Here is a 24,281-nt window from a genome sequence, read left to right as displayed (position 1 = left end):
AAAATAAAAATGTAAACGCTTGCAAGAAAGATTATTTGTTTGTTAAACTATATTTAAATGAAAATGAAATGAAAACTTGCTATAATAGGCTTTTGGAATAAAAGTGATATGAGGTCTGGTGCACGAGTATGGAAAAAGAAAATATTACAATTTACGACGTTGCTCGCGAAGCGGGGGTTTCAATGGCGACAGTTTCACGAGTTGTTAATGGCAACAGTAATGTGAAGCAAGCAACAAAGGACAAGGTTTTGGCCGTGATTGATCGGCTTGATTACCGTCCCAATGCAGTTGCGCGCGGACTGGCATCAAAGAAAACTACAACTGTTGGCGTCATCATTCCGGACGTAACCGATATGTTCTTTTCTGAACTAGCCCGTGGGGTTGATGATGTTGCATCAATGTATCATTACAACATTATCTTAGCCAATTCTGATGATTCAGGAACAAAAGAATTACAAGTTTTAGAAAATTTATTAGCAAAACAAGTTGATGGAATCATTTACATGGGGAATGGATTACGCGATAAATTACGTGATCAATTTAGTCATACCAATGTGCCTATCGTGTTAGCGGGTGGAGTTGATGAAAAAAATCAAATTCCAACAGTTAATATTGATTATGCAGCGGCAACTAAAGATGCTGTGACCAAATTAATTAATAACGGCCACAAACAAATTGCCTTTATTTCAGGTAGTTTACAACAAGCTATTAATCAAAATTATCGGTTACAAGGATACAAAGCAGCCCTTGAAGAAGCGGGCATTGCTTTTGATGAAGCCCTAGTCTTTGAAACCCAATACACTTACAACGCCGGTTTTGAATTGGCCAACGAACTATATGGCACGGATGCTACAGCGGCATTTGTTGGGGCAGACGAATTAGCAGCTGGCATCTTAAATGGCTTAACTGACCGAGGGGTAGATGTTCCGAATGATTTTGAAATTATTACCTCAATTAACACAAAGTTAACCCAAATTACGCGCCCTCAATTAACTTCAATTAGTATCCCAATGTATGACATGGGGGCCGTGGCGATGCGGATGTTAACTAAGTTGATGGGGAAAGAAAATATCGAAAATGGCCGCTTATCATTGCCATACGGTATTATTAGTCGCCAAACAACGCGATAAAATTAAAAAAATATAGCAGATATATTGATATCACTACATTAGACGAGTATACTATCTCTGTTATGGAAGTTGATTTCTAATAAACAAATAAAAATTAAAAAGGAGTACTGAAGATGTCAGGACACTCAAAATGGCACAACATTCAAGGTCGTAAAAACGCCCAAGATGCAAAACGTGGTAAGATCTTCCAAAAGATCTCACGTGATCTTTATACCGCAGCAAAGATCGGTGGTGCTGATCCAGATGGTAACCCAGCTCTTCGTTTGGTAATGGAAAAAGCCAAAGCAGCCAACATGCCTAAAGACAATGTGCAACGTGCATTGGATAAAGCAACTGGTGCTGGTGGTGCCAACTATGAAGAAATTACTTATGAAGGATATGGTCCTGCCGGTACTGCGGTGTTAGTTGAAGCCTTGACTGATAACCGTAACCGTACTGCAGCTTCAGTTCGTTCAGCATTTACGCACCACGGTGGTTCACTTGGAACTACTGGTTCAGTGGCATTTATGTTCGACCGTAAAGGTTACATCTTTATCGCCAACGATGAAGACTTAAACCTTGATGAAGATACTGTTTTTGAAGCAGCTATCGAAGCCGGTGCCGAAGACATGAAGGCAACTGAAGATGGTTTTGAAGTAATTACTGAACCTGCTGACTTCGAAACTGTTCGTAACGCCCTTGTTGAACAAGGCTACGAAGTTTCACAAGATGAAGTTACGATGATTCCTCAAAACACTGTTGAAGTTCCTGAAGACAAGCTTGCTACTTTTGCAGCAATGATCGAAGAACTTGAAGACAATGATGACGTTTCAGCCGTATACCACTCAGCTGACTAATCAAAAAATAAAAGGGATGGACTGCAACTAGCGGTTTGTCCTTTTTATTTTGCTGAAATTTGTGTAAATGTTAGTGGGATAAAGTATACTTAAAGTTATTAGAAGTAAAGGAAGTGAATGCTTGTGAGTAACGAGAATTTTAGTTTACCGTTAGACGCTGCTTGGAGTACTAGTGATATTATTAAAGTTACTAATTTTTATGCCTTGGTAGCTGATGCTTATGAAACCGGGGTTAATCGAGAAAGTTTGCTGGCCGCATATCGTGATTTTAAAGAAGTTGTGCCAATGAAATTTGAAGAAAAGCAATTAGATCGTGATTTTACCGCGGCTTCAGGTTACAGTATTTACCGCGCAATGAAAGCAGCCCGGGAAGCAACGCAAGCTAAATTAAAATTAAGTTTGTAAAGGTAATCGAGGAAAAATGATGGAAACGGCAACGTTACAAGAAATTGATACGACGGTGAAGGCGTGGCTCCAAGAAGCCCGGACATTAGTATACCAATGTATGCAAAATGATTTGACAGTTGAACAAAAAACCGGTCGTTTAGATTTAGTAACCAATGTGGATAAGCAAGTTGAACAATTATTGCGTGGTAAAATTAAAACTTTGATGCCGACAGCCAAAATTATTGGTGAAGAAAATGACCACGGTCAAATTAAATCGATGGTGGGGGCAGTCTGGTTTATCGATCCAATTGATGGAACGATGAATTTTATTAAACAACGGGATGATTTTGCGATTATGCTGGCTTTGTATATTGATAATCAACCAATTTTAGGCTGGATTATGGATGTTACTAAAAATCACATTTATCATGGTGGGCCGCAGCTAGGTGTTTGGCGCGATGACGAAAAATTACCCGTTCCAGCCGATATTACGTTAAATGACGGGCTTATTGAGCTCAGTGCGAGTCGTTTAGTAGCTAATGAGATGCATTTTGAGGAAATTGCTAAAATGTCCTCAGGCGTACGTATAATCGGTTCTGCAGGGATTTCATTTATTAAAGTTTTAGAGGGTAAAGCGGTTGGTTACGCCTCAAAAATGAAGCCTTGGGACTTCGCGGCGGCAAAAGTTTTATTAGAAACTAATAAAATACTGGTTACAACAATTGACGGCAAGGAAATTGATATGTTATTATCAAGTACAGTTTTATCGGCAACTGCGAGTGCGCACATGCAAATTGTGCAACTGCAACAGCCGTAGTTGACGATCGGGCTAATAACCCGATTTTTTAATGGTTTTAACTTTTAAAAAGCTCGTCGACAAATTAAAAGGAACATTTATCTTAAGGAGAACAGAATTTTGGCAAAACGTGAAGACATTCGTAACATTGCTATTATTGCCCACGTTGACCACGGTAAAACAACTTTGGTTAACGAATTATTGAAGCAATCAGATACACTTGATGGTCGGACTGAAATCTCAGACCGTGCCATGGATACAAACGACATTGAAAAGGAACGTGGTATCACTATCCTTTCAAAGAACACAGCCGTTAAGGTTGGGGACCGTCAAATTAACATCTTAGATACACCTGGACACGCGGACTTCGGTGGTGAAGTTGAACGTATCATGTCAATGGTTGATGGTGTGCTTTTGGTTGTTGATGCCTTTGAAGGTACAATGCCACAAACTCGTTTTGTTTTGAAGAAGGCCTTCGAACAAAACTTGACACCAATCGTAGTTGTTAACAAGATTGACCGTCCTGGTTCACGTCCTGAAGAAGTCGTTGACGAAGTGCTTGACTTGTTTATCGAATTGGGTGCCGAAGAAGATCAACTTGACTTCCCAGTTATCTTTGCTTCAGCAATGAACGGAACTTCATCATTGGATCCTGAGTTAGACACTCAAGAACACACTATGAAGCCAATCTTCGATAAAGTTTTCGAAACTATTCCAGCTCCTGAAGACAACACTACTGAACCATTACAATTCCAAGTTTCAATGCTTGATTACAACGACTTCGTTGGTCGTATCGGTATTGGTCGTGTTGTTCGTGGTACTATCAACATCGGTGACAGTGTGTCTGTTATGAAGCTTGATGGTTCAACACCTACTTTCCGTGTTACTAAGTTATTTGGTTTCATCGGTTTGGACCGTGTTGAAATCGAATCAGCTAAAGCCGGTGATTTGATCGCCGTTGCTGGTATGGACGAAATCAACGTTGGTGAAACTGTTGTTGCACCTTCAAACCTTGAAGCATTGCCAATCTTGCGGATTGACGAACCAACTCTTCAAATGACTTTCCGTACTAACAACTCACCATTCGCCGGTCGCGAAGGTAAGTTCGTTACTGCTCGTCAATTAGAAGACCGTTTGCGTCGCGAATTGCACACTGACGTTTCATTACGTGTTGAAGACACTGATGAAGCTGGTACATGGCTTGTTTCAGGTCGTGGTGAATTGCACTTGTCAATCTTGATTGAAACTCTTCGTCGTGAAGGTTTCGAATTGCAAGCATCACGTCCACAAGTTATCTTCCGTGACATTGATGGTGTAACATCAGAACCATTTGAGGCAGTTCAAATTGACACTCCTGATGAATACACTGGTTCAGTTATCGATTCACTTTCACAACGTAAGGGTGAAATGCAAAACATGGAATCTGTAGGTAACGGTCAAACTCGTTTGACTTTCCTTGCACCTTCACGTGGTTTGATCGGTTACTCAACTGAATTCCTTTCATTGACTCGTGGATACGGTATCTTTAACCACACTTACGATTCATACGGTCCAGTTATCAAGAACTGGGCACCTGGTCGTCACAACGGTGCTTTGGTTTCAATTAACCAAGGTTCAACTACTAACTACGCTATCATGGGGGTTGAAGACCGTGGTACTATGTTTACTGGTGCCGGTGTTGAAGTGTACGAAGGTATGATCGTTGGTATGAACTCACGTGACAACGATATCTCAGTTAACGTTACTAAGGCTAAGCCACAATCTAACGTTCGTTCATCAAACAAGGACCAAACTGCATCAATCAAGACTCCTCGTGTGATGACTCTTGAAGATTCTCTTGAATTCTTGAACGATGACGAATACGTAGAAGTAACACCAGAAAACGTTCGTTTGCGTAAGCAAATCTTGAACACTGGTGAACGTGAAAAGGCCGCTAAGCGTAAGAAGACTCAAGGTTAATTTTAACTTTAGTTAGTTTAGCTTAAATTTTACAATTAAAAAGCTCGTTGAAAATGAATTTCATTTTCAACGAGCTTTTTTTGTTGTTTTAAATATCCTTAAAAACCAAAATAGCTTATAATAAAGCTGATTTTGATTTAAATGCTTAATAATTTGTTCATGAAAAAGGGGGGATTTTTATGCAAACAACACCTAAACATGGTTGGTGGTATAACCAACTTTTTACAAATTGGCAGAAATTTGAAGTAATTTATATTGCAGCGTTGATCTTGCTACAAATTATGGCCTATGTAATTGTCCCAGATTCCTTAATTGGGATGATTTCTGGGGTGGCGGGGGTCATTTGTTTAGTTTACGGGATGAAAGGGCGGAAAATATCGTTTATCTTTGGTTTTGTTCAATGTATCGCGATGACATATGTGGCCTGGATTTCTCACGCGTATGGTTCGTTTGCGATTGATATTTTTTATGTCATTTCCCAACCAATTGGATGGTATTTGTGGGGCAATGATGCTGCCACACATGCATTTAGTAAAGCCAAACGGCAATTAATCTTTGGTGGTGCTTTTATTGCTTGGGGGATTGGCTGGGTTATTTTAGCAATGCTCCATGGCCAATTACCATATTTAGATTCAATTAATTTTGTGGTCAGCTTCATTGCCCAAATTCTTTATATTTTAAAATTTCAAGAAAATTGGTCATTATGGATTGTGGTCAATATCGCAAATTGCATTTACTGGCTGATTTTAACAATTCAAACCCTAGCCGGGCACAACGATATTGGCTCATTAGGGGCTAATATTTCCCAAGTAACGTTACAGTTAGCATTATTATTTAATGCTGTGTATGCGAGTCGGGTGTGGGCCGCTGGTGCCGCTGACAATGAAGGTGGTGCGGGTAAGTAAATAAAAAAGTCGCCTGCATACGCAGACGACTTTTTTATTGATTATTTTGAGAAGAACTTGAAGAAACCGTTACGTGGAGCTGGTTTAACGACTGAGTTGTGGTAAAGGAAGTTCTTTTCGTCACTAACGCGAGCAAATTGTGATGGATCGACGATTGAACCAACTGACATTTTTGGACCGTTTACTTGTAATTTGTTGTTGAACATGATTATTTTTATTCCTTTCTTAAGACCGATATCTGTATTTATTAACTATAATTAGTATACCGAGAACCAAAATGTTTTGCCTGTGAATTGGATAGGAATATAATTAGAATTAAGTAAGTTTTTAGTTTGCAATTGATGTCAATTTGAAATTTAAATACAAAAAATTGCACAAAAGGCTTTACTTACTTTTTGATAGCGTGTATACTTACTTTTTGTTAAGAGATAAATTAAAAAACAAATGGAGAAATCAACTATGACAGAATCATTTTTAGAATTAGCTACACAACGTCGTACTATTTACGCACTTGGAAAGAACGTTAACCTTTCAAACGACCAATTGGAAGCCCTTATCAAGGAAGCTGTTAAGCAAGCACCAACTGCTTTTAACAACCAAACTACTCGTGCCGTTATCTTGTTTAACGACAAGCACGACGCTTTCTGGAACATCGTATTTGACAAATTGAGTACTATCGTTGAAGGTGAAGAAGCCCTTGCTGCTACTAAGGCTAAGATCGATAGCTTTAAAGCTGGTTACGCAACTGTCTTGTTCTTTACTGAAACAGCCGTTGTTAAGCAATTTGAAGAAATGGCTCCACTTTACGCTGACAACTTCTATGATTGGTCAGAACAAGGTATGGGTATCGCCAACTACGCTACTTGGTTAGCATTGACTGAAGCTGGTCTTGGTGCTTCATTACAACACTACAACCCAATTGTTGACGAACAAGTTGCTGCTGAATTTGATATTCCTGCTGAATGGCGTTTACGTGCACAAATGGTTTTTGGATCAATTGAAGCCCCTGCTGGTGAAAAGGAATTCATTACTGAAGACGAACGTTTCCGTGTTCTTGGTAAGTAATTAAATAAAGTTAATTAAAAAATCGTTACTATTCACTAGTAACGATTTTTTTATTGCATAAAAGCACAGTAGACTTTGGTATAATTAACAGTAATGGTTAAAAACGTTTGAAGGGAGGCCTTTATGGCTACTAGTGACCGGATTGCGATTGTTGGCGGTGGGATTGTCGGCTTAACGACAGCGTACTACTTAAAACAAGCTGGCTATACTGAGATAACGTTGTTTGATGAAGGAACCGGTCAGGCAACGCAAGCTGCAGCAGGAATAATTTCACCATGGCTATCCAAACGCCGTAATCAGCGGTGGTATAATCTGGCTAAACGTGGTGCGCAATTATATCCTGATATTGTAGCAACGGCCGGCTTAAGTAAGCGTGCTTATCGGCAGAATGGCACGATTGTGACCCGCCGAGATCCAGCAAAATTAAATGCGCTTTATGAACTAGCGACAACACGCTTAGCAACGACGCCCATGATGCAAGCAATTGAATTATTGAGTGCTCAAGCAATTGAACAACGCGTGCCAGGGATAACAATCCCAGATGCGGGAATTTTTGTCGCCGGTGGAGCCCAAATTGATGGGACAGCCTTTTTAACAGAGTTAGCGACTTTTTTGGAGATAACAATTGTCCAGGAAAAAGTGACCCTGACCGCCACGGGACAAATCATGGATTATCCAGATTTTGATCAAATTATTTTAGCGACAGGGGCGTGGCTAAGCGAAATTCTGACACCATTGGGGCTTACGACGAATGTCCGGCCCCAAAAGGGACAGTTAATTAGTTATCAGACGGCAAGTTTGCCAACAACGACGCCGGTGTTAATGCCTGAGGGTGAGTATGATTATTTACCAACCCCAGACGGTGTAATTGTTGGGGCCAGTCATGAAGATGACCAAGGATTTGATTTAACAATTGATACCGCGGTGATTAGTGATTTAACGACTAGTGCCCAAAATATTAATCCAGCCTTAGTTAAGGTACCAGTAAGCGTGCGGGTTGGAACGCGGGCATATACGCCTGATTTTGCACCATTCTTTGGTCAGGTACCCGGATATAAACAATTATTTGTTGCTAGTGGTCTTGGTTCATCTGGGTTGACCACAGGGCCAGCGATTGCCCAATTATTAGTAGCAATGCTCGTTAATCCCGATTTAAATATTAGCGAGTATACTAAACCGGTGAGTGAATATATCTACTAATCATGGGCATGTAATGCTTGCAGTGCTAAATTATGGGCGCCTTGATTCATGCGTTCAGGTAACCATTGACTAACAACCAAGGGAAATTGATCTTGAATGGCGTTAATCTGGTCAACGTAAGTTTGAAAATGTTTGGCGTAATTAGTGGCCAAACTTTGATCAACAATTTTACTATCTGTAAAGAAAAAGATGGTTTCATTGGGGCGGGCATATTTAGGTAATTGCTGAAAAGCAAACAAGGTAGCCGCAAATTCAGCTTCATGATTGGAAAGGGTGCCTAAAAAATGCTTTAATTGCATTTGTTGACCGTCGACTACCAATAAGACCCCCGCGGCACTTGGTCCGGGATTACCTTTGGTGGCGGCATCTGTATATATTTTAATCATAAAAAATTTTAACCTCGAGGTATTTTAATTGAAACCTATAAAATCATTTTACCAACCAAGTGGCTTAATGTGGATAATTTCTTGGAGTTGGGTCGCAGCGGTCGGCTTAATTTCATTGATTATTCAACTTGAAATTACGCACTTTAACTTTTGGACTGGTGTGACCTTAATTATTTTTGTTATTGCGTTAATTTTAAGCATTTTCCGCCGCCGCGTCTATTTGATTGATGAACGCTTATACATTGGCCGAATTTTCTATCACTACGATAGTATTGATCTGACTAGTTTAGAAGCAGTTTCATTTGGTAAGCACCACCGCTTTACTTTCACTAAAAACGGCCATGAGCATAGCTACTTGCTCCAAACTAAATTTTTCGACCAAGTCAAGGCCATCGTTGACGGTCATGACCTTGAAAGGAACTAAATTAAACATGAAAAAACAATTAACGCTCGATGCAGCGATGGTCTTAAGTGTCCTCGTTGCCGATCAAGTCGTCAAAGCCTATATTCAAAGCACCAACTTAGGTTTGCACGGTAACACGCTTGTTGAACGGCCATTAATTCCAGGTGTAGTTAGCATTACGAAGTTATTTAATAATGGGGCGGCTTGGAGCTTTTTAGCGGGCCAACAATGGTTCTTTTGGATTGTGACAATTATTGCCGTGATTGCGATTGCTTATGCCTATATTAAAATGCAAGGCCACAAATTATTACAATCATCATTAGCGTTAATTTTTGCCGGGACATTGGGGAACTTTTTTGACCGTGCCCGCCAAGGTTACGTCGTTGATATGTTTGATTTAAAATTTATTAATTTTCCAATTTTTAACATTGCCGATATGGCACTTACATTTGGGGTGATTATCCTCTTTGTAGCGATTTTACGAGATAAGGATTTAAAGTAATGACAGAAACATTTACAGTTGCAGAAGAAACTGGTCGTTTGGATAAAGTTTTGGATGATCACTTTAGTGAATACACCCGTTCACAACTTAACGACTGGATTAAAAAAGATTTAGTTACCGTTAATGGGAAAACCGTTAAGGCTAAGTACAGTGTTAAAACGGGTGATGAAGTGGAAATTAATCCACCAGCGCCAGTTGAATTAGATTTAGTGGCCGAAGATATCCCATTGGATATTGTCTATGAAGACGATGATGTGATTGTCGTTAACAAGCCGCAAGGGATGGTTGTCCACCCCGCCGCTGGGCACAGTAATGGGACGTTAGTGAATGCCTTATTACACCATTCACCACTTTCAACAATTAACGGGACTTTCCGGCCAGGAATTGTCCACCGAATTGATAAAGATACATCGGGCTTGCTAATGGTTGCTAAAAACGACCATGCCCACCAAGAATTACAAGCCCAATTAAAAGCTAAGAAAAACTTACGCGAATACTATGCCTTAGTGCACGGGACCATCAATGAACAACAAGGAACGATTAATGTGCCATTGGGACGTTCAATGAGCGACCGTAAGAAGCAAGCGGCGGTAAAAGACGGTCGTGATGCTGTGACGCATTTTAGTGTCCTCAAACACTTTGATGGTTTCACATTGGTTAAAGCGGTCTTAGAAACAGGTCGGACGCACCAAATTCGCGTCCACATGGCCTACATTGGCCATCCAGTTGCTGGTGATCCATTATATGGTCCCCGAAAGACGCTTGCTGGGAATGGTCAATACTTGCATGCCAAAACATTGGGCTTAACGCAACCAACAACCGGGCAAGAATTGGTCTTTGATACTCCATTACCAGGTTACTTTAAAGATGCGCTTAACAAGTTGACACCGTTGGAAGATGGATTAGACTTTGATGTAAATAACTGTTAGACGGTTGTTAGCTAATCGTCGCACACTAAAATGACGAGGAAAATAAAATGACAAAAGAAATTATTGATGCAATGGCAATGCAACGCGCATTGACTCGGATCACATATGAAATTATTGAACGTAATCGTGGCATTAACGAATTAGTATTAGTCGGAATTAAAACCCGTGGGGTGTACTTAGCACACCGGATTGCTGATCGGCTGCAACAACTTGAAAATACGACGATTCCCGTTGGTGAATTAGATATTTCTTGGTACCGTGATGACGCCGATATCAAAGACCGTGAAAAGATTAATATCGGTGTTGACGTTACTAATAAGCGTGTGGTTTTAGTAGATGACGTCTTATACACTGGTCGGACGATTCGGGCCGCTATGGATGCTATCATGGACAATGGCCGTCCTGCAAGTATTAACTTAGCAGTGCTAGTTGACCGTGGTCACCGTGAATTACCAATTCGGGCGGATTTTGTTGGTAAAAATATTCCAACGTCCCAAAATGAACGTATTCGAGTGAATGTTGAAGAAATTGACGGAATTGATGAAGTAAGTATTGGTTAAAAGAACCATCAATTCTTGAAAGGAGCGTGATAAGGTGAGTAAACGCTATTTAATTTTAGCTGATGGCAGTATTTTTGAAGGCGAAGGATTTGGTTCGCGCGCAACAACTTTTGGCCATATCGTCTTTAATACGGCCATGACCGGCTACCAAGAAATTATCACGAATCAAATTTATCATAACCAAATTATCGTTTTTGGGGCTCCAACCATTGGGGCTGGTGGCATCAATCATGATGCCTATGAATCAATTATGCCAACGACTAAAGGGGTTATTGTCCGCGATGTGGCGGAAGTCTCAACCAACCGCCAAAAACGGATGAATCTGAATGAATACTTGGATTATCACAATATTCCAGGGATTGCCGGGCTTGATACGCGGGCGTTGATTCGCCATTTACGTAAGACCGGCCCCCAAAAAGCTAGTATTGTGGACTTTCCAGATGAACATGCTTTTGACCAACTAAACGCGACGGTGTTGACTAATCAACAAGTGGCCGCAGTTGCCACACCGCGGGCATATCCTAATCCTGGAACTGGGAGTACCGTCGTGGTGATTGACTTTGGTTTAAAACACGGTATTTTACGCCAATTAAGTCAACGTGATGCTGATGTAACCGTCTTACCGTATAAAACAGATGCCGAAGAAGTACTCAGTTTGGACCCCGATGGTGTGATTTTCTCAACTGGGCCTGGGGATCCACGTGATTTACCAGCTTCAGTTTTTGAGTTAATGCGGACTTTACAAACCCGCGTGCCACTCCTTGGGATTGGGTTAGGCCATGAAATTTTTGCCCTAGCTAATAACGCTGAATTAATTCAATTACCATTTGAACATCATGGCACCAATCATCCCGTTAAAGAAGTTATTACTAACGCGGTCTTATATGTACCGCAAGGGGCGGGGTATGCCATTGATCCGGCAACCATTAGTCATGATCAATTGATTGTGACGCATTTAGATTTAATCGATGATTCAGTGCAAGGATTACGGCATCGTGATTTTCCAGCCTTTTCGGTCGCATTTTTTCCAGATTCAGCGCCCGGACCACTTGAAGGTACAACCGTAATCGATGAATTCTTCGATATGATGGAGACAAAGGATAGGTTTTAACTATGACGAAAAAAGAGCTTAAAAAGGTTCTCTTAATTGGCGGTGGTGCCAATGATTTTGGTCGTGAGTCAGAACTCGATGTAGCAACCCATCAAGTTATTGAAACCCTTGCTGGATTAGGGATTATCACGATTTTAATTGATGATAATCCATACTCATTGAGTTTAGAACACCCTAAAGTCAAAGCATATCCGCAAGCAATTACGGTTGCAAATGTCCGCAATATTATTGAAATTGAACGACCCGATGCGGTGTATCCCGCGGTTGGTGGAACAACGGCTTTTCAGGTGTTGGGGGATTTATTTGCCCAATATGATTTTCCGAACTTGCAAATTTTGGGGATGAGCCTAGATGCGGTTAACATGGTTAATAATCCGGCCTTATTAGCTAAGCGTTTACGCCAAATTGGTGAACCAGTCATTTCATCACAAGTGGTTAATAGTGTTGAAGCGGCTTTTGATATTGCCCGTGAAATTGGTTTTCCGGTTAATATCAAACCGATGGCGCCCAAATTTGAAGCTAGTCGGCATACGGCCAATGATTCAGAGACCCTTGATTTAGTCTTAAAAATTGCCTTGAAGCAAAGTCGGATTAAACAAGTCGTGATTTCGCAAGGTATTAACGGCTTACGTGAAGTTGGGGTCCAAGTTATGCGCGACCACCATGATGTTAATATGTTGATTGGGGCAGTTGAAGATATTGATCCGGTCGGTATTCATGCCGCCGATTCAATTTTAGTTACACCCGTGCAAACGTTAACTGACCGTGAATTTCAACGGTTACGGATGGCCGCCTTTCGAATTATGCGGGGGCTTGATATTGTTGGGACCGCCCATATTCAATTTGCCTTAGATCCGCGTACCGATGAATACTATGTCATCAAAGTTAGTCCGTATTTTGATTCCACGAGTACATTAGTATCACGTTCAACTGGTTATCCGTTAGCGATTGTCGCCGCGCATGTCTGTGCCAATGTTAATTTAACGCGGATTGTATTACCAAGTAATTTTGCCAAGAAGATGGCGATGATTGAACCAGTGATGGATCGCATTGTCGTTAAATTTCCGGTATTTGCGTTTGGTGAAATTGAGACCGCCGGGATTAAAGTTAACCGCCGTTTGAATACGATGCAAAAATCAGTTGGGTCCACGATTGGGATTGGCCGTTCAATTGAAGAAGCGTTAGAAAAAGCCATTCGGGCGGCCCACTTTAGTAACCGGGTTTTTTCACCGGATTTAATGAGTGCCTTACCCGAAAATGATTTGATTCAACAACTGATTCATCCACGTGATAATCGGATTTTGTTGTTAATTGAAGCCCTGCGACGCGGTTATACAATTGATGAGCTAGCTGAATTGACTAAGATTGATGAATACTATTTCTACAAATTTCAACATATTATGCAATTAGAGCAAGCTGTTAAGCATAATCCGGGTGATTTAGCATTACTCCAACAAGCCAAGTATTATGGCCTCTCAGATGGCTTAATTGCTAAATTATGGCACCAAGACTTTGATGATGTGCGCCAACTGGCTAAAAATAACGATTTACAACCAACGTTTAAAGCCATTGAACCATCCGCGGGTGAATTTCCTGAAGATGTAACGGTGTATTACAGTACCTTTGAACAAGAAAATGAATCGGAACGCCTGGGCGATAAATCCGTCTTAGTTGTTGGAACGGGGGCATTTCGTTTGGGGGATGGTGCGAGTGGGGCGTATGTGACGGCAACTATTTTGGCTGAAATCCGCGCTAATGGCTTTCAATCAATTATCATCAACAATAATCCCAATGATTTATCGTTGATGATTCAATTTGCCGATAAACAGTACATTGAACCATTGGAAATTTCCGATATTATGAACGTTGTTGAATTAGAACAACCGGCCTTTGTGCTCGTGCCAGGAAATCGGATTAAATTGATTGCCGCCTTACGTGAACGCAATGTTAATGTGTGTGTAATTCCCAAAGATAAGTACATGGCACATGGTCCCGCCACGGAAGAACATGAATTTGCGATCAATTATTATTTTGATGGCACTGATGTGCATCCAATAACCATCACCGAGCATGTAATTGGTAAGTTGATGCTTGATAAAAATGTCTACACGCAAATTTATCAACAAAAAATTCCTAAGTTACAATTACGGGATACTTCACCAGGCTTGTACCAGTTAATTACAAAGCAATTACCATTGAGTACTGATTTAGGGGACTATATTTTACGACCTGTGCCATTTGGTCAAATCGCCTTTTTAAATAAAGTGACTGGCATTAATTGGGTGCGCTTAATGGTACGCAGTATTTTAGGCTGTTCAACCGAGGCTGATAAAGTTTTATTAGCTCGGTTACCGGATGTTGACTTTAAGTATCAAGTTGCGGAAATGGTGGGTAATGATACTGATTTCTTCCAGCATCTCCAACCTGCCGGTGAACTTGATTCAACGCAATTTGAAATGGGTGTGGCGATGCATCTGATCAAATAAACTAATTAAAACATTACTTTTAATGCGGTTGAATTTTTGGTACAATATTCTTTATTGATGGAGATATGGCAGAGTGGTAATGCAGCGGACTCGAAATCCGCCGAACCCGTGTTGAACGGGTGCGCAGGTTCAAATCCTGTTATCTCCTTAAGTAAAGGTATTATGTAACTACCAAGAATAATGTAAAAAAACGTAACTCTTAGGATATAAGAGTTACGTTTTTTTAGTTGCTATTATTTTTTTATTATCAAATAAGCACTAAAAAATTATTGTTTGTAAAAAATAATAATGTTAAGCTAGATTTAAGGTTTTAAATAAAAATGGGTCAATGATTGATCTGTAGTTTTGTTTCAAAGGAGTTTATAATTGGATGACTTTTTGGTTAGCACGAATAAATAATTATCGTTATCGATTAGGGTTATTAATTGGTTGTGTGATTGTAACGATTCATCTAGTCACGATTTTACCTGTTATCTTACCGCAAATTAACGGGCGGACAACTTTTTTTACGCCATATACACAATGGCTATCAATGAATTTAACAGGATTGGGGGTATTTTATTTTATGGCAATCCCAATCTTAGCTAGTTTATCGAGCGCACAAATAATTAGTGATGATTTACGCAGTGGGTTCTTTTGGCAAATTAATCGCCATAAAAAGATTTGGCAATATGCGTTAACAACTCAATTAATTGCAGCCATTAGTGGTGCTTTAACTGTAATGTTGCCATTGGCGCTTGATTTTATTGTTTTATGGTGTGTGCTACCAAATATAACACCAAATATTTTCTTGAATTATGGAAATAGTATTTTTCCTGGATTAACGTTTTTTGCGGATTTATATTACACCCATCCAGCTTTATTAGTAATGATCTACTTGCTAATAAGTGGGGTCGTCGGTGCGGGTTTTGCGGTATTTTCATCATTAGTGGCGGTATATATAAATAATCGCTTTGCTACACTGTCAGCAGGATTTGTAATCTCAATGATGTTAACAATTTTAGCGGTGCAATCAAGCAATCCGATGTTACAATCACCGGTATTACTAGCAAGTGAAATAGGTCTAAAAGCCGTGCCTAATTTTATGCCAACGGTCTTAGCGACGATTATCGGATTTATTATAATGGCGGTCATTCACTATTTGGGGGTTAAAAGACGGTTTAATGTGTAAAATATTTGCTCAAAGAAAATGGGCTTTAATGCCATTAATTAGTTTAGTAGTAATGGGGATTTGGATAATCTTTATTTTTCCACGGCTTGGTAATGCGGATTTACTTGCAGGTAGACCACTAAATATTTTTGAAAAAATTATCTTTGTAATACAGCGAAGAGCTAATGTACTCCAATTTGAGCTACCAATGATGGTGATTAGTTTCCTAGGATTATTCCGAGTGCCGACACAACCAGAATTATACTTATTAGTAACTACCAAAAGACTAGTAACTTTTTTACTTTATAACGTCTTTAGAATTAGTAATATATACATTGGTGCCGTCGGTATTAGCACACTTGCCTATGCGTTGACAGCAAAACAACACTGGCCAAGATTGAATCTACAAATATTATTGAATTTTGTTAGTTTTAGCATCGTATTTATGTGCAGTACTTTTATTTTGGGTGGGCTTTGTTGCATACTTGCCATTATTTTTAATAAGGTTAAGGCACTTGTTGGTGTATCGATTTTTATTTTAATTGATACGATGATTTTTACAAAATTTCAATTTTCATTATTTATCTATCATGGATTTCACTTTGCAATTATTGGTACGGACATATGGATCAATTTATTGATCAACATCGGATTACTAATTGGTATATTTACGTTTACCCCCAAATTATTGATGATACGGAGTACAATATGAGGATTTTTGGGAAATTAATTTATCGTAATTGGCTTTTATATTGGCAAAATGTTAAATATCGTTATTTATGCCTGAGTCTTTTTTATTTTAGTATGCTATTAATTCAGCGTTTTAACGGTCAAACGTTTAGTCAGGTCTTTTATGGTGTTATCCAGCTAGATAACAATTTTAGCTTACCAATTATTTGGCTGGGATTAAGTTTTGTGCCAATAATGATTATTGGCAATGCGGTTACAGAATTAGTGATACAACAGTATATTTATGTCGCCAAAATTAAACTTTGGCATTATTTGGCATCAATTGGTATTGTGCTAGTAATTTCAAATTTGGGTTTAGTTATCGGCACGTATATTATTTTTTGGCATAAACTGGGAAATCTCAATTTTTTTATTATTTACTGGATAATGAATATATTAATTGCTTGCTTATATGGTCTAATATCAGTGATTGTTACCCCTATTATTACCCTAATGGGGGCCATGGCAGTTTATATTTTGGGGATAGCCATTAATACTTTTCCGCTTATTTCACAATTAATGGCTAGCCGTATTGACTATCATTTTACCTGGACGGAAACAGCAACCTTAAGCGGTTTGCTTATTTTGAGCGGGTTTATAAGTAACCACATTAAAAAAATGGATTTTATGGTATAAGGAGATTGCGATGGAAACCCCAATAATTGAATTAATTAATGTTAGTAAGAAGTTTCGAAAACGATTAATTTTAGATGATGTTAATTTAAAAATTGAAAAAAATAAGGTTTATGGTTTTAGTGGCCCAAATGGTTCCGGTAAGTCAGTTACTTTTAAAATTATTTTAGGCTTTATGAACGTAACGAGTGGCAAGGTAATCGTTAATGGTGCAATCGTCCGAAAAGATGTTATGTTTGCGCCGGGAATTGGTTTTTCAATGCAAGAATATGGCTTACTTAAAGATAAAACGGGCTATGAAAATTTAAAATTACTAACATTACTTAATAAAAATGAAGACGTTGATATAGATCAACTATTAAATGATGTCGGGTTACAAAAGGGGAAGCATTTAAAAGTAAATGAATATTCCCTCGGAATGAATCAACGCTTACTGATTGCCGCGGCCTTAATCCAGAATGATGATATTTTGATTTTTGATGAGCCGACCAATGCGTTAGATGAAAACGGCTTGGCATTCTTAGCTAAGTTAATTGATGATTTAAAACAACAAGGTAAGACCGTTTTGGTGTCGAGCCATGATTATGCGTTTTTGGCAAAAATTGCTGACAATATTTTTAAATATAGTAGTGAGGGCGCAATCACTGAGGAAGTTAATCGATGATATTTAAAAAACAATATTGGTACTACCTAATAATTGCACTCATAGTGGTGGGGATACCATATTTAGTTATTAGTAAGTTAAACGTGAATGCTAAGTATCAAAACTATGCTCTAGTAGAACAACAAATCATTGCGCAATCAAAACATGATGTATTGAGTAATGGGGTAAAACTAATTACTATTAAACAAACCGTGCAACATGGTAAATACATAGCTCGGTTAGTTATTAATACTGATTATGATGTGAAAATGTCGTCAATTAACTGGTATGTGCATGGGGCGCATGATGAAGTTAATACGGTGGAGTCAATACTTGTTAATGGTGAAAAGACCGACACATTAACGGCGGGTAAAAATATAATTGATATAGAAACAAAGATTGATAACCATGGGTTAAAAAAATACTATTTAGTGTACGTTAACAATAACCATGGTAAATATACAGTTAATAAACTGGTTTGATGAACTAGATTTAACGCAATTTGAAATGAGTGTTGAGATGCATCTAATGAAATGAAATAATTAAAACATTACTCGCTGGATGGGTGCGTAGGTTTAAATTCTGTTATCCCCTTAAATAAAGGTATTACTTAAGAACCAAGAATAATAAAAAAAAGCCCTAACTCTTGATATGATAGGATTAAAGCGTTTTTTATTGTTTAGCTGACTCTTCGTAGTACGCAATATTGGGGGGTGCGTGAATAAACGTCTTTAAGTGTTTAATAGATCAGATCATTAAAGATGGCGTTTGATTACTTATCTTTGACTTAGTGGTGTAAACTTAGGTTTTAAAAGTTTAATTAGGTGACTTACTAATAGGCCAATAATTAGAAGCCCAAAAATAAGTAAACTAATTGTATCTAATAATGCATATAGCGAGGTCAGTTTTGGAATTAACTGAGTAGCTACTTGTTTAGCAGGCGTTTTAAATGTAATGGGACCACTAGATATAAGGGAATAAAAAACATAAATTTTTCAAACTGAACATTCCTAAATTAACAATAATATATTTCAATTAGATTCGAAGACGAGTTTGTATGCCAATAATTCAACCCAAAGTAATGGCTTTTATTGACATAGCTAATTTAGTGATGTAAGATTTCTATCTACTTTATAAACGAATACGAGGGACTAGGATGCTTTTTAAACATTACGATTTAGATAACGGGCCATTTTTTCATGGTACAAAAAGTAAGTTAGCACTTGGCGATTTATTGACACCAAAGCAACCAGCTAATTATGGAGAAGTTGGTCGCATTTCTAATAATATATACTTCACGGCTACAATCGATGCTGCTAAATGGGGGGCAGAATTGGCCCGTGGGGAAGGTGAGGAACATATATATTTAATCGAACCGACTGGCGATTTTGAAAATGATCCCAATGTAACAGATAAGAAGTTCCCAGGTAATCCAACTCGTTCATACCGTTCAAAGCAGCCCTTAAAAATTATTGGTGAATTAGGTAGTTGGGAACGCCATTCAGATGAGTAAATTGCGACGATGCAACAAGGATTGGCTAAGTTAAAAGCACAAGGTACTGCTAAAATATACGATTAAAGTTAATAGCAATTTTGCAAGGGTTTACACTATGGTATACTTAGGTTAATAATATTAATGAGGTAAATAACCGTGGATAATAGTATCGAAGCCCAACTTGAATTATTGATGAATAAAGCGCGTGTTTCCGCTAAGGTTAGTGATTTAACAATGATTTTAAATAGTATCGAAGATCCTGATTTTGCTGAAACCAAAGCTAAAATTGAAGCTGCTTTAAAAGAATTTATCAACAAGCAAGCGCACTATGGTGAATAATGATGATAAGTCGACGATTAATGTCGGCTTTTTTGTATTAAAGAGTGTTTACACAAGCATATGATTAGCGTATGATAAACAATACATTAGAAAATAATTAGAAAGGGTACAGTCAATGCAAGTGACATTAATTGCTGAGGATTTATCAGCAGTTGGTCAAATATCGATGGTCGCGGCCTTAAATATTTTAAGTGCTTTTGGCATTACAACGATTGCGATGCCGACTACGATTTTATCAACACAAACTGAAGCTTTCGGGCTACCAGCAACCTTGCCGACTTTATCATGGCGGACCACTGCCAGTGCCCATTGGCAAACGATACCCGATATGGAAATTAATAGTGCCTTAGTCGGCTATGTCGGTGATGTGGCCTCAGTGCATCAATTAATGACTGAATTAGCGACAGTTAACCCAGCCTTAGTTGTGATTGATCCAGTAATGGGCGATCAAGGGCAGCTATATCCGGGTTTTGATCAGCGGTATGTGGCAGCGATTAAGCAGTTGGCACAGAGTGCGACGATTTTGACGCCTAATTGGACAGAATTACAGTTACTAACTGATCAGCCGTTGGGACAAAAAGCAACACCGGCTAAAGTGGCCGAATTATTAAACCAATTACCACAACACGGCATTTCGGCCCGAGTGGTCGTAACGGGAATTAACTTTAACGCGACGGTTGCGATTGCTTATCAAGATACGACGGGGCAAATTTGCTTCATTGAGCAACCAAAATTTGCGGGGCATTTTTATGGGGCTGGTGATACGTTTAGTGCGTTATTGTGTGGTTATTTACAACGGGAATTGCCATTTGAAGAGGCCTTACAAGCAGCCGCTGACGGGGTATATCTCGCAATTACTGCAACGGCGGCCTTACCCGTGGCTGTTCGTAAATTTGGATTACAATTGGTGCCAGTGCTAGCAAAAATTGTCCAACAAAAATAAATAATATATATGAGAGGTGCCAAGCATGCTTACAATGGAACAAATTCAAGTGGATTTGAAGAACGTGTTAGATGATTATTTTGCCCAAGTGACGCAACCAGGCAAATTATTTGTTGTCGGTTGTAGTACAAGTGAAATTCGGGGTGATTGGAAAGGGACAAATTCCAGCTTAGATGTTGGTCAAGTGGTCTATGAAACCATTCAAGAATACTTGAAACCACGCGGGATGGCGATTGCCGTTCAAGGTTGTGAACATTTAAACCGCGCATTATTAGTCGAGCGAAGTGTTGCGGAAGCTAATAACCTTGAAATCGTAGATGTTGTGCCTGCGATGCACGCAGGTGGCGGGACCCAAGTTGCAGCCTATCAACGCATGCAAGATCCTGTTGAAGTTGAACATATTGTCGCACAAGGCGGTATTGATATTGGGGGTACGGAAATTGGGATGCATGTGAAGTTTGTGCAAATTCCGGTACCTTTGCAACACCGTGATGTTGGTGCCGCACGGGTTGTTGCCTTGACAAGTCGGCCTAAAAAGATTGGTGGGGAGCGCGCACAGTATCAATTTACAGCAGCTAACTTGGAGGAATAACGTATGAATTCAAAAAATCACTTACGGCAATTAATTTTTGGCGCTTTAATGATGGCCTTAACCGTTGTTTTAGGCCGCGTTTTTATTATTCCCATTCCCTGGACGCATGGGAACATTAATTTATGTGACGCGTGTATCTTAATTTGCGCCCTTGTTTTAGGTCCAGTTCCCGGGGCAATTGTGGGTGGTTTGGGTGGCTTGTTGTTAGATTTAATTTCTGGTTACAGTCAATACATGTTCTTTTCACTAATTGCCCACGGCTTGGAAGGATTTATTGCTGGTTGGTTATTTAAAAAATATCACCGGCAATCATTAGCCTTAGGGGTAGCGATTATTGTGATGGTCGCGTGTTATTTTGCAGCTGATTCAATTTTATATACACCAGTCGTTGGTGCGTTAGGCATTCCAACGAATTTAATTCAAGGAATCGTCGGAGCAATTGTGGCCTTAGTGGTCGTACCACAAGTTAAAAAATATCGTCAGCAATTATCATAATTAAGGATTGAACCGTTATTCGACTAATTACAGTTTGTAGTTAGTTGTGATAACGGTTCTTTTTATTAAAATACGGTTAGAATAACTTAGAATCGACTTTAATTAGAAAATGCTATTGAATATTGTGAAATCTTTCGCTATACTGAAAGCGCTTACTTGTATTATAAAAAATAATATAAGTATAAGTAAAAAACGAAAGAACAGGCGATGATTTTCATGAAAAAATCAACAAAGTATTTTACTAGTTTAGCAACAGCGGTTATGTTATTTTCAGGAATTTTAGCAGGGTGTGGTAATAGTGCCAAAAATTCAGCCGAGACGTCAGCATCAGTTGGAGATTTAAAGGTAGCTTATAAAAATCCTGACAAAGCAATTAATAATGGCACGCTGAATGTTGCCCTTGTTCAAGATGAACCATTCACGGGCATCTTTTCATTTGAATTGTTACAAACTAATGCTGATCAAACTTTGGTTGGACCGACACATACAAATGGCAATTCAATGTTCAAAACGGATAGTCACTTTAAAATTACCGATGGTGGGGCGGCAAATATTCGCTTGGATAAAGCCACCAATTCCGCGACTATTACCTTACGTAAGGGCATTCGTTGGTCGGATGGGCACAAGATAACCGCCAAAGACTTAGAATTTGCCTATGAATTAGTAGCTAATCCGGCTTATGGTTCGCCACACTACACATCAACCGTTTCAAATATTGTCGGTTTCGAAGATTTTCACAATGGTAAGACAAAAACGATTACCGGGATCACGTATCCCCATGGTGAAGATGGCGACTCAATTCGGGTCCAATTCCACCACTTAACAGCGGGCATGTGGAACTCAGGGAATGATTTTTACAATGAAGATATTGAACCATACCATTATTTAAAAAATGTGGCCCCAGCCAAATTAGTTTCATCAAAAGAAATTCGCCAAGCACCACTTTCATATGGACCATACGTGGTTAGCAAAGTCGTTCCGGGTCAATCGGTAACGTATGTGCCTAATAAATATTATTATGGACCAAAGCCTAAGCTTAAGAAGTTAGTGATTTCAGTTGTATCACCAGCTGTGATTGGAGCGGCATTAAAAGATAAGAAATACGATGTGGCTTTACAAATGCCAGCAACGGCGTATCCAGTTGTTAAAAAATTGAGTGATTATGTGCAAACTGGCCAACGTTCATTAACATATGGCTACTTGGCCTTTAATGTTGGGCATTTTGACGCACAAACTAATACGAATATTCAAGATCGGAAAACACCGCTCCAAAGTGCCGCTTTACGTCAAGCCATTGGTTATGCGATGAACGTTGATCAAGTTACTAAGAAATTCGGTCATGGCTTACAAACACGCGCTAATTCAACCATTGGACCAATTTTTGGTAAGTATAATGACCCGAATGTAAAAGGCTTCCCACTTGATATTAGTAAAGCCAATAATCTCTTAGATAAAGCCGGCTTTAAATGGGATAAAGCGCACAAGTATCGGTTAACACCGGCTGGTAAGCCATTTACATTGACATTTTTAGGCCAATCAATTGATCCTAATGCCGCGGCCATTGACCAAAATTATATTCAACAATGGCAAAAAATTGGGGTCCGCGTTAAGTTATACAAAGATCGGTTATTTGATCACTTAACATGGGGCCAAAAGATGTTGGCAGGTAATAGTAATGATTGGGATATTACCGATGGCCAATGGTCAGTTTCATCTGATCCATCACAATTTGGGTTATATGGACAACATGCGCCATATAACTTTGGCCACTTTACTAATCCAACATTAGAAGGGTTACTTAAGAATGTCGATGCCCTTGATGCAGTACAACCTAGTGCCCGGCAAGAGGCCTTTTACAAATATCAACAATATATGCAAGACCAAGCACCAGTAATCCCAACGTACTTCGCCTTAGACTGGGTACCAGTTAATAAGCGCGTTGTTGGTTGGTCCAATGACCATGCTGATGATCAATATTTATGGGCTAATGTTGGCGTCTCAGCAGCCCAACCTAAATAAGATCTAGTAATATAAATTAAACCAAATCCGTTAGATGAAGCTACCATCATTTGACGGATTTTTTTGTTATGTCCAGGGTTTGATGGCGTAATTGATAACCTTGGCAAGGCGCTTGGACTAACAGATGGATGTTACAAATAAAATGACGCTTAAGTTGACGTTGAAAAGCTAAACGTGGTAACTCAGCAAATTCAGTTAGCAGTTGGTAAAAAGGGTGATGAGTAATAATACTGTCGATAAATTGGATTGGATTGGTAATAATCACAGCAAAAATGCGTGGTCGATGATCGTTGTCGCGCACGATTATTTCAAGTTCGCCGTTATAAAAATACGAACGTGACATCACATATGAAATTAAAAATAGCCGTTGGTCAGTAAAACTTTCGGTGCTCGGACCATAAATATCAAAATAAGCGGCCAATTGTTCAATTTCAGTGAGGGTTAGGTGCTCAAATGGCATGGTAAGATTGCGAATTTGGTTAATGACATTGGTGGTAATTGCCACTTTTCGGGTAATTGATTGGGCGGTAAGATCACCTTGTAAAATAATTTGGGCTTTTTGAACACTCGATAACGTCATTGTATATT

At 39.1% G+C, this 24,281-nt stretch carries 27 protein-coding genes, 1 tRNA gene and 1 pseudogene; 26 read left to right on the top strand and 3 right to left on the bottom strand.

Translation table 11 applies throughout. The features are described from left to right. Nucleotides 1-128: 128 nt before the first annotated feature. The 6 genes from ccpA to pnuC all read left to right on the top strand — a co-directional run bounded on the left by ccpA (nt 129) and on the right by pnuC (nt 6,013). On the top strand, nt 129-1,130 hold the full coding sequence (gene ccpA, locus LQZ76_RS00890) for a catabolite control protein A (RefSeq protein ID WP_230097892.1): 1,002 nt from the start codon (nt 129-131) through the stop codon (nt 1,128-1,130). Nucleotides 1,131-1,243: 113 nt separating this feature from the next. Further along, nucleotides 1,244-1,966 carry a YebC/PmpR family DNA-binding transcriptional regulator gene (locus LQZ76_RS00885; RefSeq protein ID WP_230097891.1) on the top strand — a complete coding sequence of 241 codons (723 nt, stop codon included), beginning with the start codon at nt 1,244-1,246 and terminating at the stop codon, nt 1,964-1,966. Nucleotides 1,967-2,083: 117 nt separating this feature from the next. After that, a complete protein-coding gene (locus LQZ76_RS00880; RefSeq protein ID WP_230097890.1) occupies nt 2,084-2,371 on the top strand; it encodes a UPF0223 family protein in 288 nt (95 codons plus the stop codon). A 16-nt stretch (nt 2,372-2,387) separates the two neighbouring features. After that, nucleotides 2,388-3,170 (top strand): inositol monophosphatase family protein, encoded by a 783-nt coding sequence (locus LQZ76_RS00875; RefSeq protein WP_349304824.1) that lies wholly within the window; start codon nt 2,388-2,390, stop codon nt 3,168-3,170. Between the two features lie 99 nt (nt 3,171-3,269). Continuing rightward, nucleotides 3,270-5,108, top strand: coding sequence for a translational GTPase TypA (typA, locus tag LQZ76_RS00870; RefSeq protein ID WP_230097889.1), 1,839 nt, complete (start codon nt 3,270-3,272; stop codon nt 5,106-5,108). Nucleotides 5,109-5,287: 179 nt separating this feature from the next. Then, entirely contained in the window at nt 5,288-6,013 is a 726-nt protein-coding gene (gene pnuC / locus LQZ76_RS00865) for a nicotinamide riboside transporter PnuC (protein ID WP_230097888.1), read from the top strand. 41 nt (nt 6,014-6,054) lie between these two features. Here pnuC and LQZ76_RS00860 read toward each other — a convergent pair whose 3' ends face one another. Further along, the gene (locus LQZ76_RS00860; RefSeq protein WP_230097887.1) at nt 6,055-6,219 is read right to left on the bottom strand and encodes a hypothetical protein; all 165 of its coding nucleotides are present in this window, start codon (nt 6,217-6,219) and stop codon (nt 6,055-6,057) included. A 253-nt stretch (nt 6,220-6,472) separates the two neighbouring features. Here LQZ76_RS00860 and LQZ76_RS00855 point away from each other — a divergent pair, with 253 nt between their 5' ends. Together LQZ76_RS00855 and LQZ76_RS00850 are read left to right on the top strand one after the other, a co-directional pair. After that, nucleotides 6,473-7,078: a nitroreductase family protein gene (locus LQZ76_RS00855; protein ID WP_230097886.1), complete on the top strand. Its 606-nt coding sequence runs from the start codon at nt 6,473-6,475 to the stop codon at nt 7,076-7,078. A gap of 123 nt (nt 7,079-7,201) precedes the next feature. Then, nucleotides 7,202-8,278 (top strand): NAD(P)/FAD-dependent oxidoreductase, encoded by a 1,077-nt coding sequence (locus LQZ76_RS00850; RefSeq protein ID WP_230097885.1) that lies wholly within the window; start codon nt 7,202-7,204, stop codon nt 8,276-8,278. On the opposite strand, the gene LQZ76_RS00845 is transcribed toward LQZ76_RS00850, so the two are convergent. Beyond that, on the bottom strand, nt 8,275-8,664 hold the full coding sequence (locus LQZ76_RS00845) for a ribonuclease HI family protein (RefSeq protein ID WP_230097884.1): 390 nt from the start codon (nt 8,662-8,664) through the stop codon (nt 8,275-8,277). The genes LQZ76_RS00850 and LQZ76_RS00845 overlap by 4 nt on opposite strands. Before the next feature lie 28 nt (nt 8,665-8,692). Between LQZ76_RS00845 and LQZ76_RS00840 the strand changes: the two genes are divergently transcribed. The 18 genes and pseudogenes from LQZ76_RS00840 (at nt 8,693) to LQZ76_RS00755 (ending at nt 23,693) form a co-directional block, all read left to right on the top strand. Beyond that, on the top strand, nt 8,693-9,088 hold the full coding sequence (locus tag LQZ76_RS00840) for an EbsA family protein (protein WP_230097883.1): 396 nt from the start codon (nt 8,693-8,695) through the stop codon (nt 9,086-9,088). 7 nt (nt 9,089-9,095) lie between these two features. Beyond that, nucleotides 9,096-9,569, top strand: a complete 474-nt coding sequence (lspA, locus tag LQZ76_RS00835) for a signal peptidase II (protein ID WP_230097882.1) — start codon at nt 9,096-9,098, stop codon at nt 9,567-9,569. Continuing rightward, complete coding sequence (locus LQZ76_RS00830; RefSeq protein ID WP_230097881.1) at nt 9,569-10,498, top strand: RluA family pseudouridine synthase; 930 nt, start codon at nt 9,569-9,571, stop codon at nt 10,496-10,498. The genes lspA and LQZ76_RS00830 overlap by 1 nt, the downstream gene beginning before the upstream one ends. Nucleotides 10,499-10,545: 47 nt before the next feature. Next, a complete protein-coding gene (gene pyrR / locus LQZ76_RS00825) occupies nt 10,546-11,058 on the top strand; it encodes a bifunctional pyr operon transcriptional regulator/uracil phosphoribosyltransferase PyrR (RefSeq protein ID WP_230097880.1) in 513 nt (170 codons plus the stop codon). A 34-nt stretch (nt 11,059-11,092) separates the two neighbouring features. Then, on the top strand, nt 11,093-12,169 hold the full coding sequence (locus LQZ76_RS00820) for a carbamoyl phosphate synthase small subunit (RefSeq protein WP_230097879.1): 1,077 nt from the start codon (nt 11,093-11,095) through the stop codon (nt 12,167-12,169). 2 nt (nt 12,170-12,171) lie between these two features. Then, nucleotides 12,172-14,655: an ATP-binding protein gene (locus tag LQZ76_RS00815; protein ID WP_230097878.1), complete on the top strand. Its 2,484-nt coding sequence runs from the start codon at nt 12,172-12,174 to the stop codon at nt 14,653-14,655. 59 nt (nt 14,656-14,714) lie between these two features. Then, nucleotides 14,715-14,803: transfer RNA gene (locus LQZ76_RS00810), tRNA-Ser, on the top strand. Nucleotides 14,804-15,025: 222 nt separating this feature from the next. Further along, entirely contained in the window at nt 15,026-15,826 is an 801-nt protein-coding gene (locus LQZ76_RS00805; protein WP_230097877.1) for a hypothetical protein, read from the top strand. 28 nt (nt 15,827-15,854) lie between these two features. Then, nucleotides 15,855-16,517, top strand: coding sequence for a hypothetical protein (locus LQZ76_RS00800; protein WP_230097876.1), 663 nt, complete (start codon nt 15,855-15,857; stop codon nt 16,515-16,517). Then, nucleotides 16,514-17,170 (top strand): hypothetical protein, encoded by a 657-nt coding sequence (locus LQZ76_RS00795; protein WP_230097875.1) that lies wholly within the window; start codon nt 16,514-16,516, stop codon nt 17,168-17,170. The genes LQZ76_RS00800 and LQZ76_RS00795 overlap by 4 nt, the downstream gene beginning before the upstream one ends. A 10-nt stretch (nt 17,171-17,180) precedes the next feature. Then, nucleotides 17,181-17,831 carry an ATP-binding cassette domain-containing protein gene (locus tag LQZ76_RS00790; RefSeq protein WP_230097874.1) on the top strand — a complete coding sequence of 217 codons (651 nt, stop codon included), beginning with the start codon at nt 17,181-17,183 and terminating at the stop codon, nt 17,829-17,831. Continuing rightward, nucleotides 17,828-18,292 (top strand): hypothetical protein, encoded by a 465-nt coding sequence (locus LQZ76_RS00785; RefSeq protein WP_230097873.1) that lies wholly within the window; start codon nt 17,828-17,830, stop codon nt 18,290-18,292. The genes LQZ76_RS00790 and LQZ76_RS00785 overlap by 4 nt, the downstream gene beginning before the upstream one ends. Before the next feature lie 674 nt (nt 18,293-18,966). Then, nucleotides 18,967-19,389 (top strand): annotated as a pseudogene (gene arr, locus LQZ76_RS00780) (NAD(+)--rifampin ADP-ribosyltransferase). Nucleotides 19,390-19,461: 72 nt separating this feature from the next. Further along, entirely contained in the window at nt 19,462-19,644 is a 183-nt protein-coding gene (locus tag LQZ76_RS00775; protein ID WP_230097872.1) for a hypothetical protein, read from the top strand. A 115-nt stretch (nt 19,645-19,759) separates the two neighbouring features. Continuing rightward, on the top strand, nt 19,760-20,587 hold the full coding sequence (locus LQZ76_RS00770; RefSeq protein ID WP_230097871.1) for a PfkB family carbohydrate kinase: 828 nt from the start codon (nt 19,760-19,762) through the stop codon (nt 20,585-20,587). A gap of 25 nt (nt 20,588-20,612) precedes the next feature. After that, nucleotides 20,613-21,179: a TIGR01440 family protein gene (locus LQZ76_RS00765; protein WP_230097870.1), complete on the top strand. Its 567-nt coding sequence runs from the start codon at nt 20,613-20,615 to the stop codon at nt 21,177-21,179. A 3-nt stretch (nt 21,180-21,182) separates the two neighbouring features. Continuing rightward, nucleotides 21,183-21,674 (top strand): ECF transporter S component, encoded by a 492-nt coding sequence (locus LQZ76_RS00760; protein WP_230097869.1) that lies wholly within the window; start codon nt 21,183-21,185, stop codon nt 21,672-21,674. A 216-nt stretch (nt 21,675-21,890) separates the two neighbouring features. After that, nucleotides 21,891-23,693, top strand: a complete 1,803-nt coding sequence (locus LQZ76_RS00755; RefSeq protein ID WP_230097868.1) for an ABC transporter substrate-binding protein — start codon at nt 21,891-21,893, stop codon at nt 23,691-23,693. A 46-nt stretch (nt 23,694-23,739) separates the two neighbouring features. On the opposite strand, the gene LQZ76_RS00750 is transcribed toward LQZ76_RS00755, so the two are convergent. Beyond that, the gene (locus tag LQZ76_RS00750) at nt 23,740-24,273 is read right to left on the bottom strand and encodes a hypothetical protein (protein ID WP_230097867.1); all 534 of its coding nucleotides are present in this window, start codon (nt 24,271-24,273) and stop codon (nt 23,740-23,742) included. Nucleotides 24,274-24,281: the final 8 nt, after the last annotated feature.

The sequence above is a fragment of the Periweissella ghanensis genome (genome assembly GCF_918814755.1).
GTDB lineage: Bacteria > Bacillota > Bacilli > Lactobacillales > Lactobacillaceae > Periweissella > Periweissella ghanensis.
Note: the sequence above shows the minus strand (reverse complement) of the source record. Positions and strands in the feature narration are given on the sequence as shown.

Coding starts and splice junctions, on each gene's coding strand:
- ccpA (WP_230097892.1), top strand. CDS start 129: ATGGAAAAAGAAAATATTACAATTTACGACGTTGCTCGCGAAGCGGGG.
- LQZ76_RS00885 (WP_230097891.1), top strand. CDS start 1,244: ATGTCAGGACACTCAAAATGGCACAACATTCAAGGTCGTAAAAACGCC.
- LQZ76_RS00880 (WP_230097890.1), top strand. CDS start 2,084: ATGCTTGTGAGTAACGAGAATTTTAGTTTACCGTTAGACGCTGCTTGG.
- LQZ76_RS00875 (WP_349304824.1), top strand. CDS start 2,388: ATGATGGAAACGGCAACGTTACAAGAAATTGATACGACGGTGAAGGCG.
- pnuC (WP_230097888.1), top strand. CDS start 5,288: ATGCAAACAACACCTAAACATGGTTGGTGGTATAACCAACTTTTTACA.
- LQZ76_RS00860 (WP_230097887.1), bottom strand. CDS start 6,219: ATGTTCAACAACAAATTACAAGTAAACGGTCCAAAAATGTCAGTTGGT.
- LQZ76_RS00855 (WP_230097886.1), top strand. CDS start 6,473: ATGACAGAATCATTTTTAGAATTAGCTACACAACGTCGTACTATTTAC.
- LQZ76_RS00850 (WP_230097885.1), top strand. CDS start 7,202: ATGGCTACTAGTGACCGGATTGCGATTGTTGGCGGTGGGATTGTCGGC.
- LQZ76_RS00845 (WP_230097884.1), bottom strand. CDS start 8,664: ATGATTAAAATATATACAGATGCCGCCACCAAAGGTAATCCCGGACCA.
- lspA (WP_230097882.1), top strand. CDS start 9,096: ATGAAAAAACAATTAACGCTCGATGCAGCGATGGTCTTAAGTGTCCTC.
- LQZ76_RS00830 (WP_230097881.1), top strand. CDS start 9,569: ATGACAGAAACATTTACAGTTGCAGAAGAAACTGGTCGTTTGGATAAA.
- pyrR (WP_230097880.1), top strand. CDS start 10,546: ATGACAAAAGAAATTATTGATGCAATGGCAATGCAACGCGCATTGACT.
- LQZ76_RS00815 (WP_230097878.1), top strand. CDS start 12,172: ATGACGAAAAAAGAGCTTAAAAAGGTTCTCTTAATTGGCGGTGGTGCC.
- LQZ76_RS00805 (WP_230097877.1), top strand. CDS start 15,026: ATGACTTTTTGGTTAGCACGAATAAATAATTATCGTTATCGATTAGGG.
- LQZ76_RS00800 (WP_230097876.1), top strand. CDS start 15,855: ATGCCATTAATTAGTTTAGTAGTAATGGGGATTTGGATAATCTTTATT.
- LQZ76_RS00795 (WP_230097875.1), top strand. CDS start 16,514: ATGAGGATTTTTGGGAAATTAATTTATCGTAATTGGCTTTTATATTGG.
- LQZ76_RS00790 (WP_230097874.1), top strand. CDS start 17,181: ATGGAAACCCCAATAATTGAATTAATTAATGTTAGTAAGAAGTTTCGA.
- LQZ76_RS00785 (WP_230097873.1), top strand. CDS start 17,828: ATGATATTTAAAAAACAATATTGGTACTACCTAATAATTGCACTCATA.
- LQZ76_RS00770 (WP_230097871.1), top strand. CDS start 19,760: ATGCAAGTGACATTAATTGCTGAGGATTTATCAGCAGTTGGTCAAATA.
- LQZ76_RS00765 (WP_230097870.1), top strand. CDS start 20,613: ATGCTTACAATGGAACAAATTCAAGTGGATTTGAAGAACGTGTTAGAT.
- LQZ76_RS00760 (WP_230097869.1), top strand. CDS start 21,183: ATGAATTCAAAAAATCACTTACGGCAATTAATTTTTGGCGCTTTAATG.
- LQZ76_RS00755 (WP_230097868.1), top strand. CDS start 21,891: ATGAAAAAATCAACAAAGTATTTTACTAGTTTAGCAACAGCGGTTATG.
- LQZ76_RS00750 (WP_230097867.1), bottom strand. CDS start 24,273: ATGACGTTATCGAGTGTTCAAAAAGCCCAAATTATTTTACAAGGTGAT.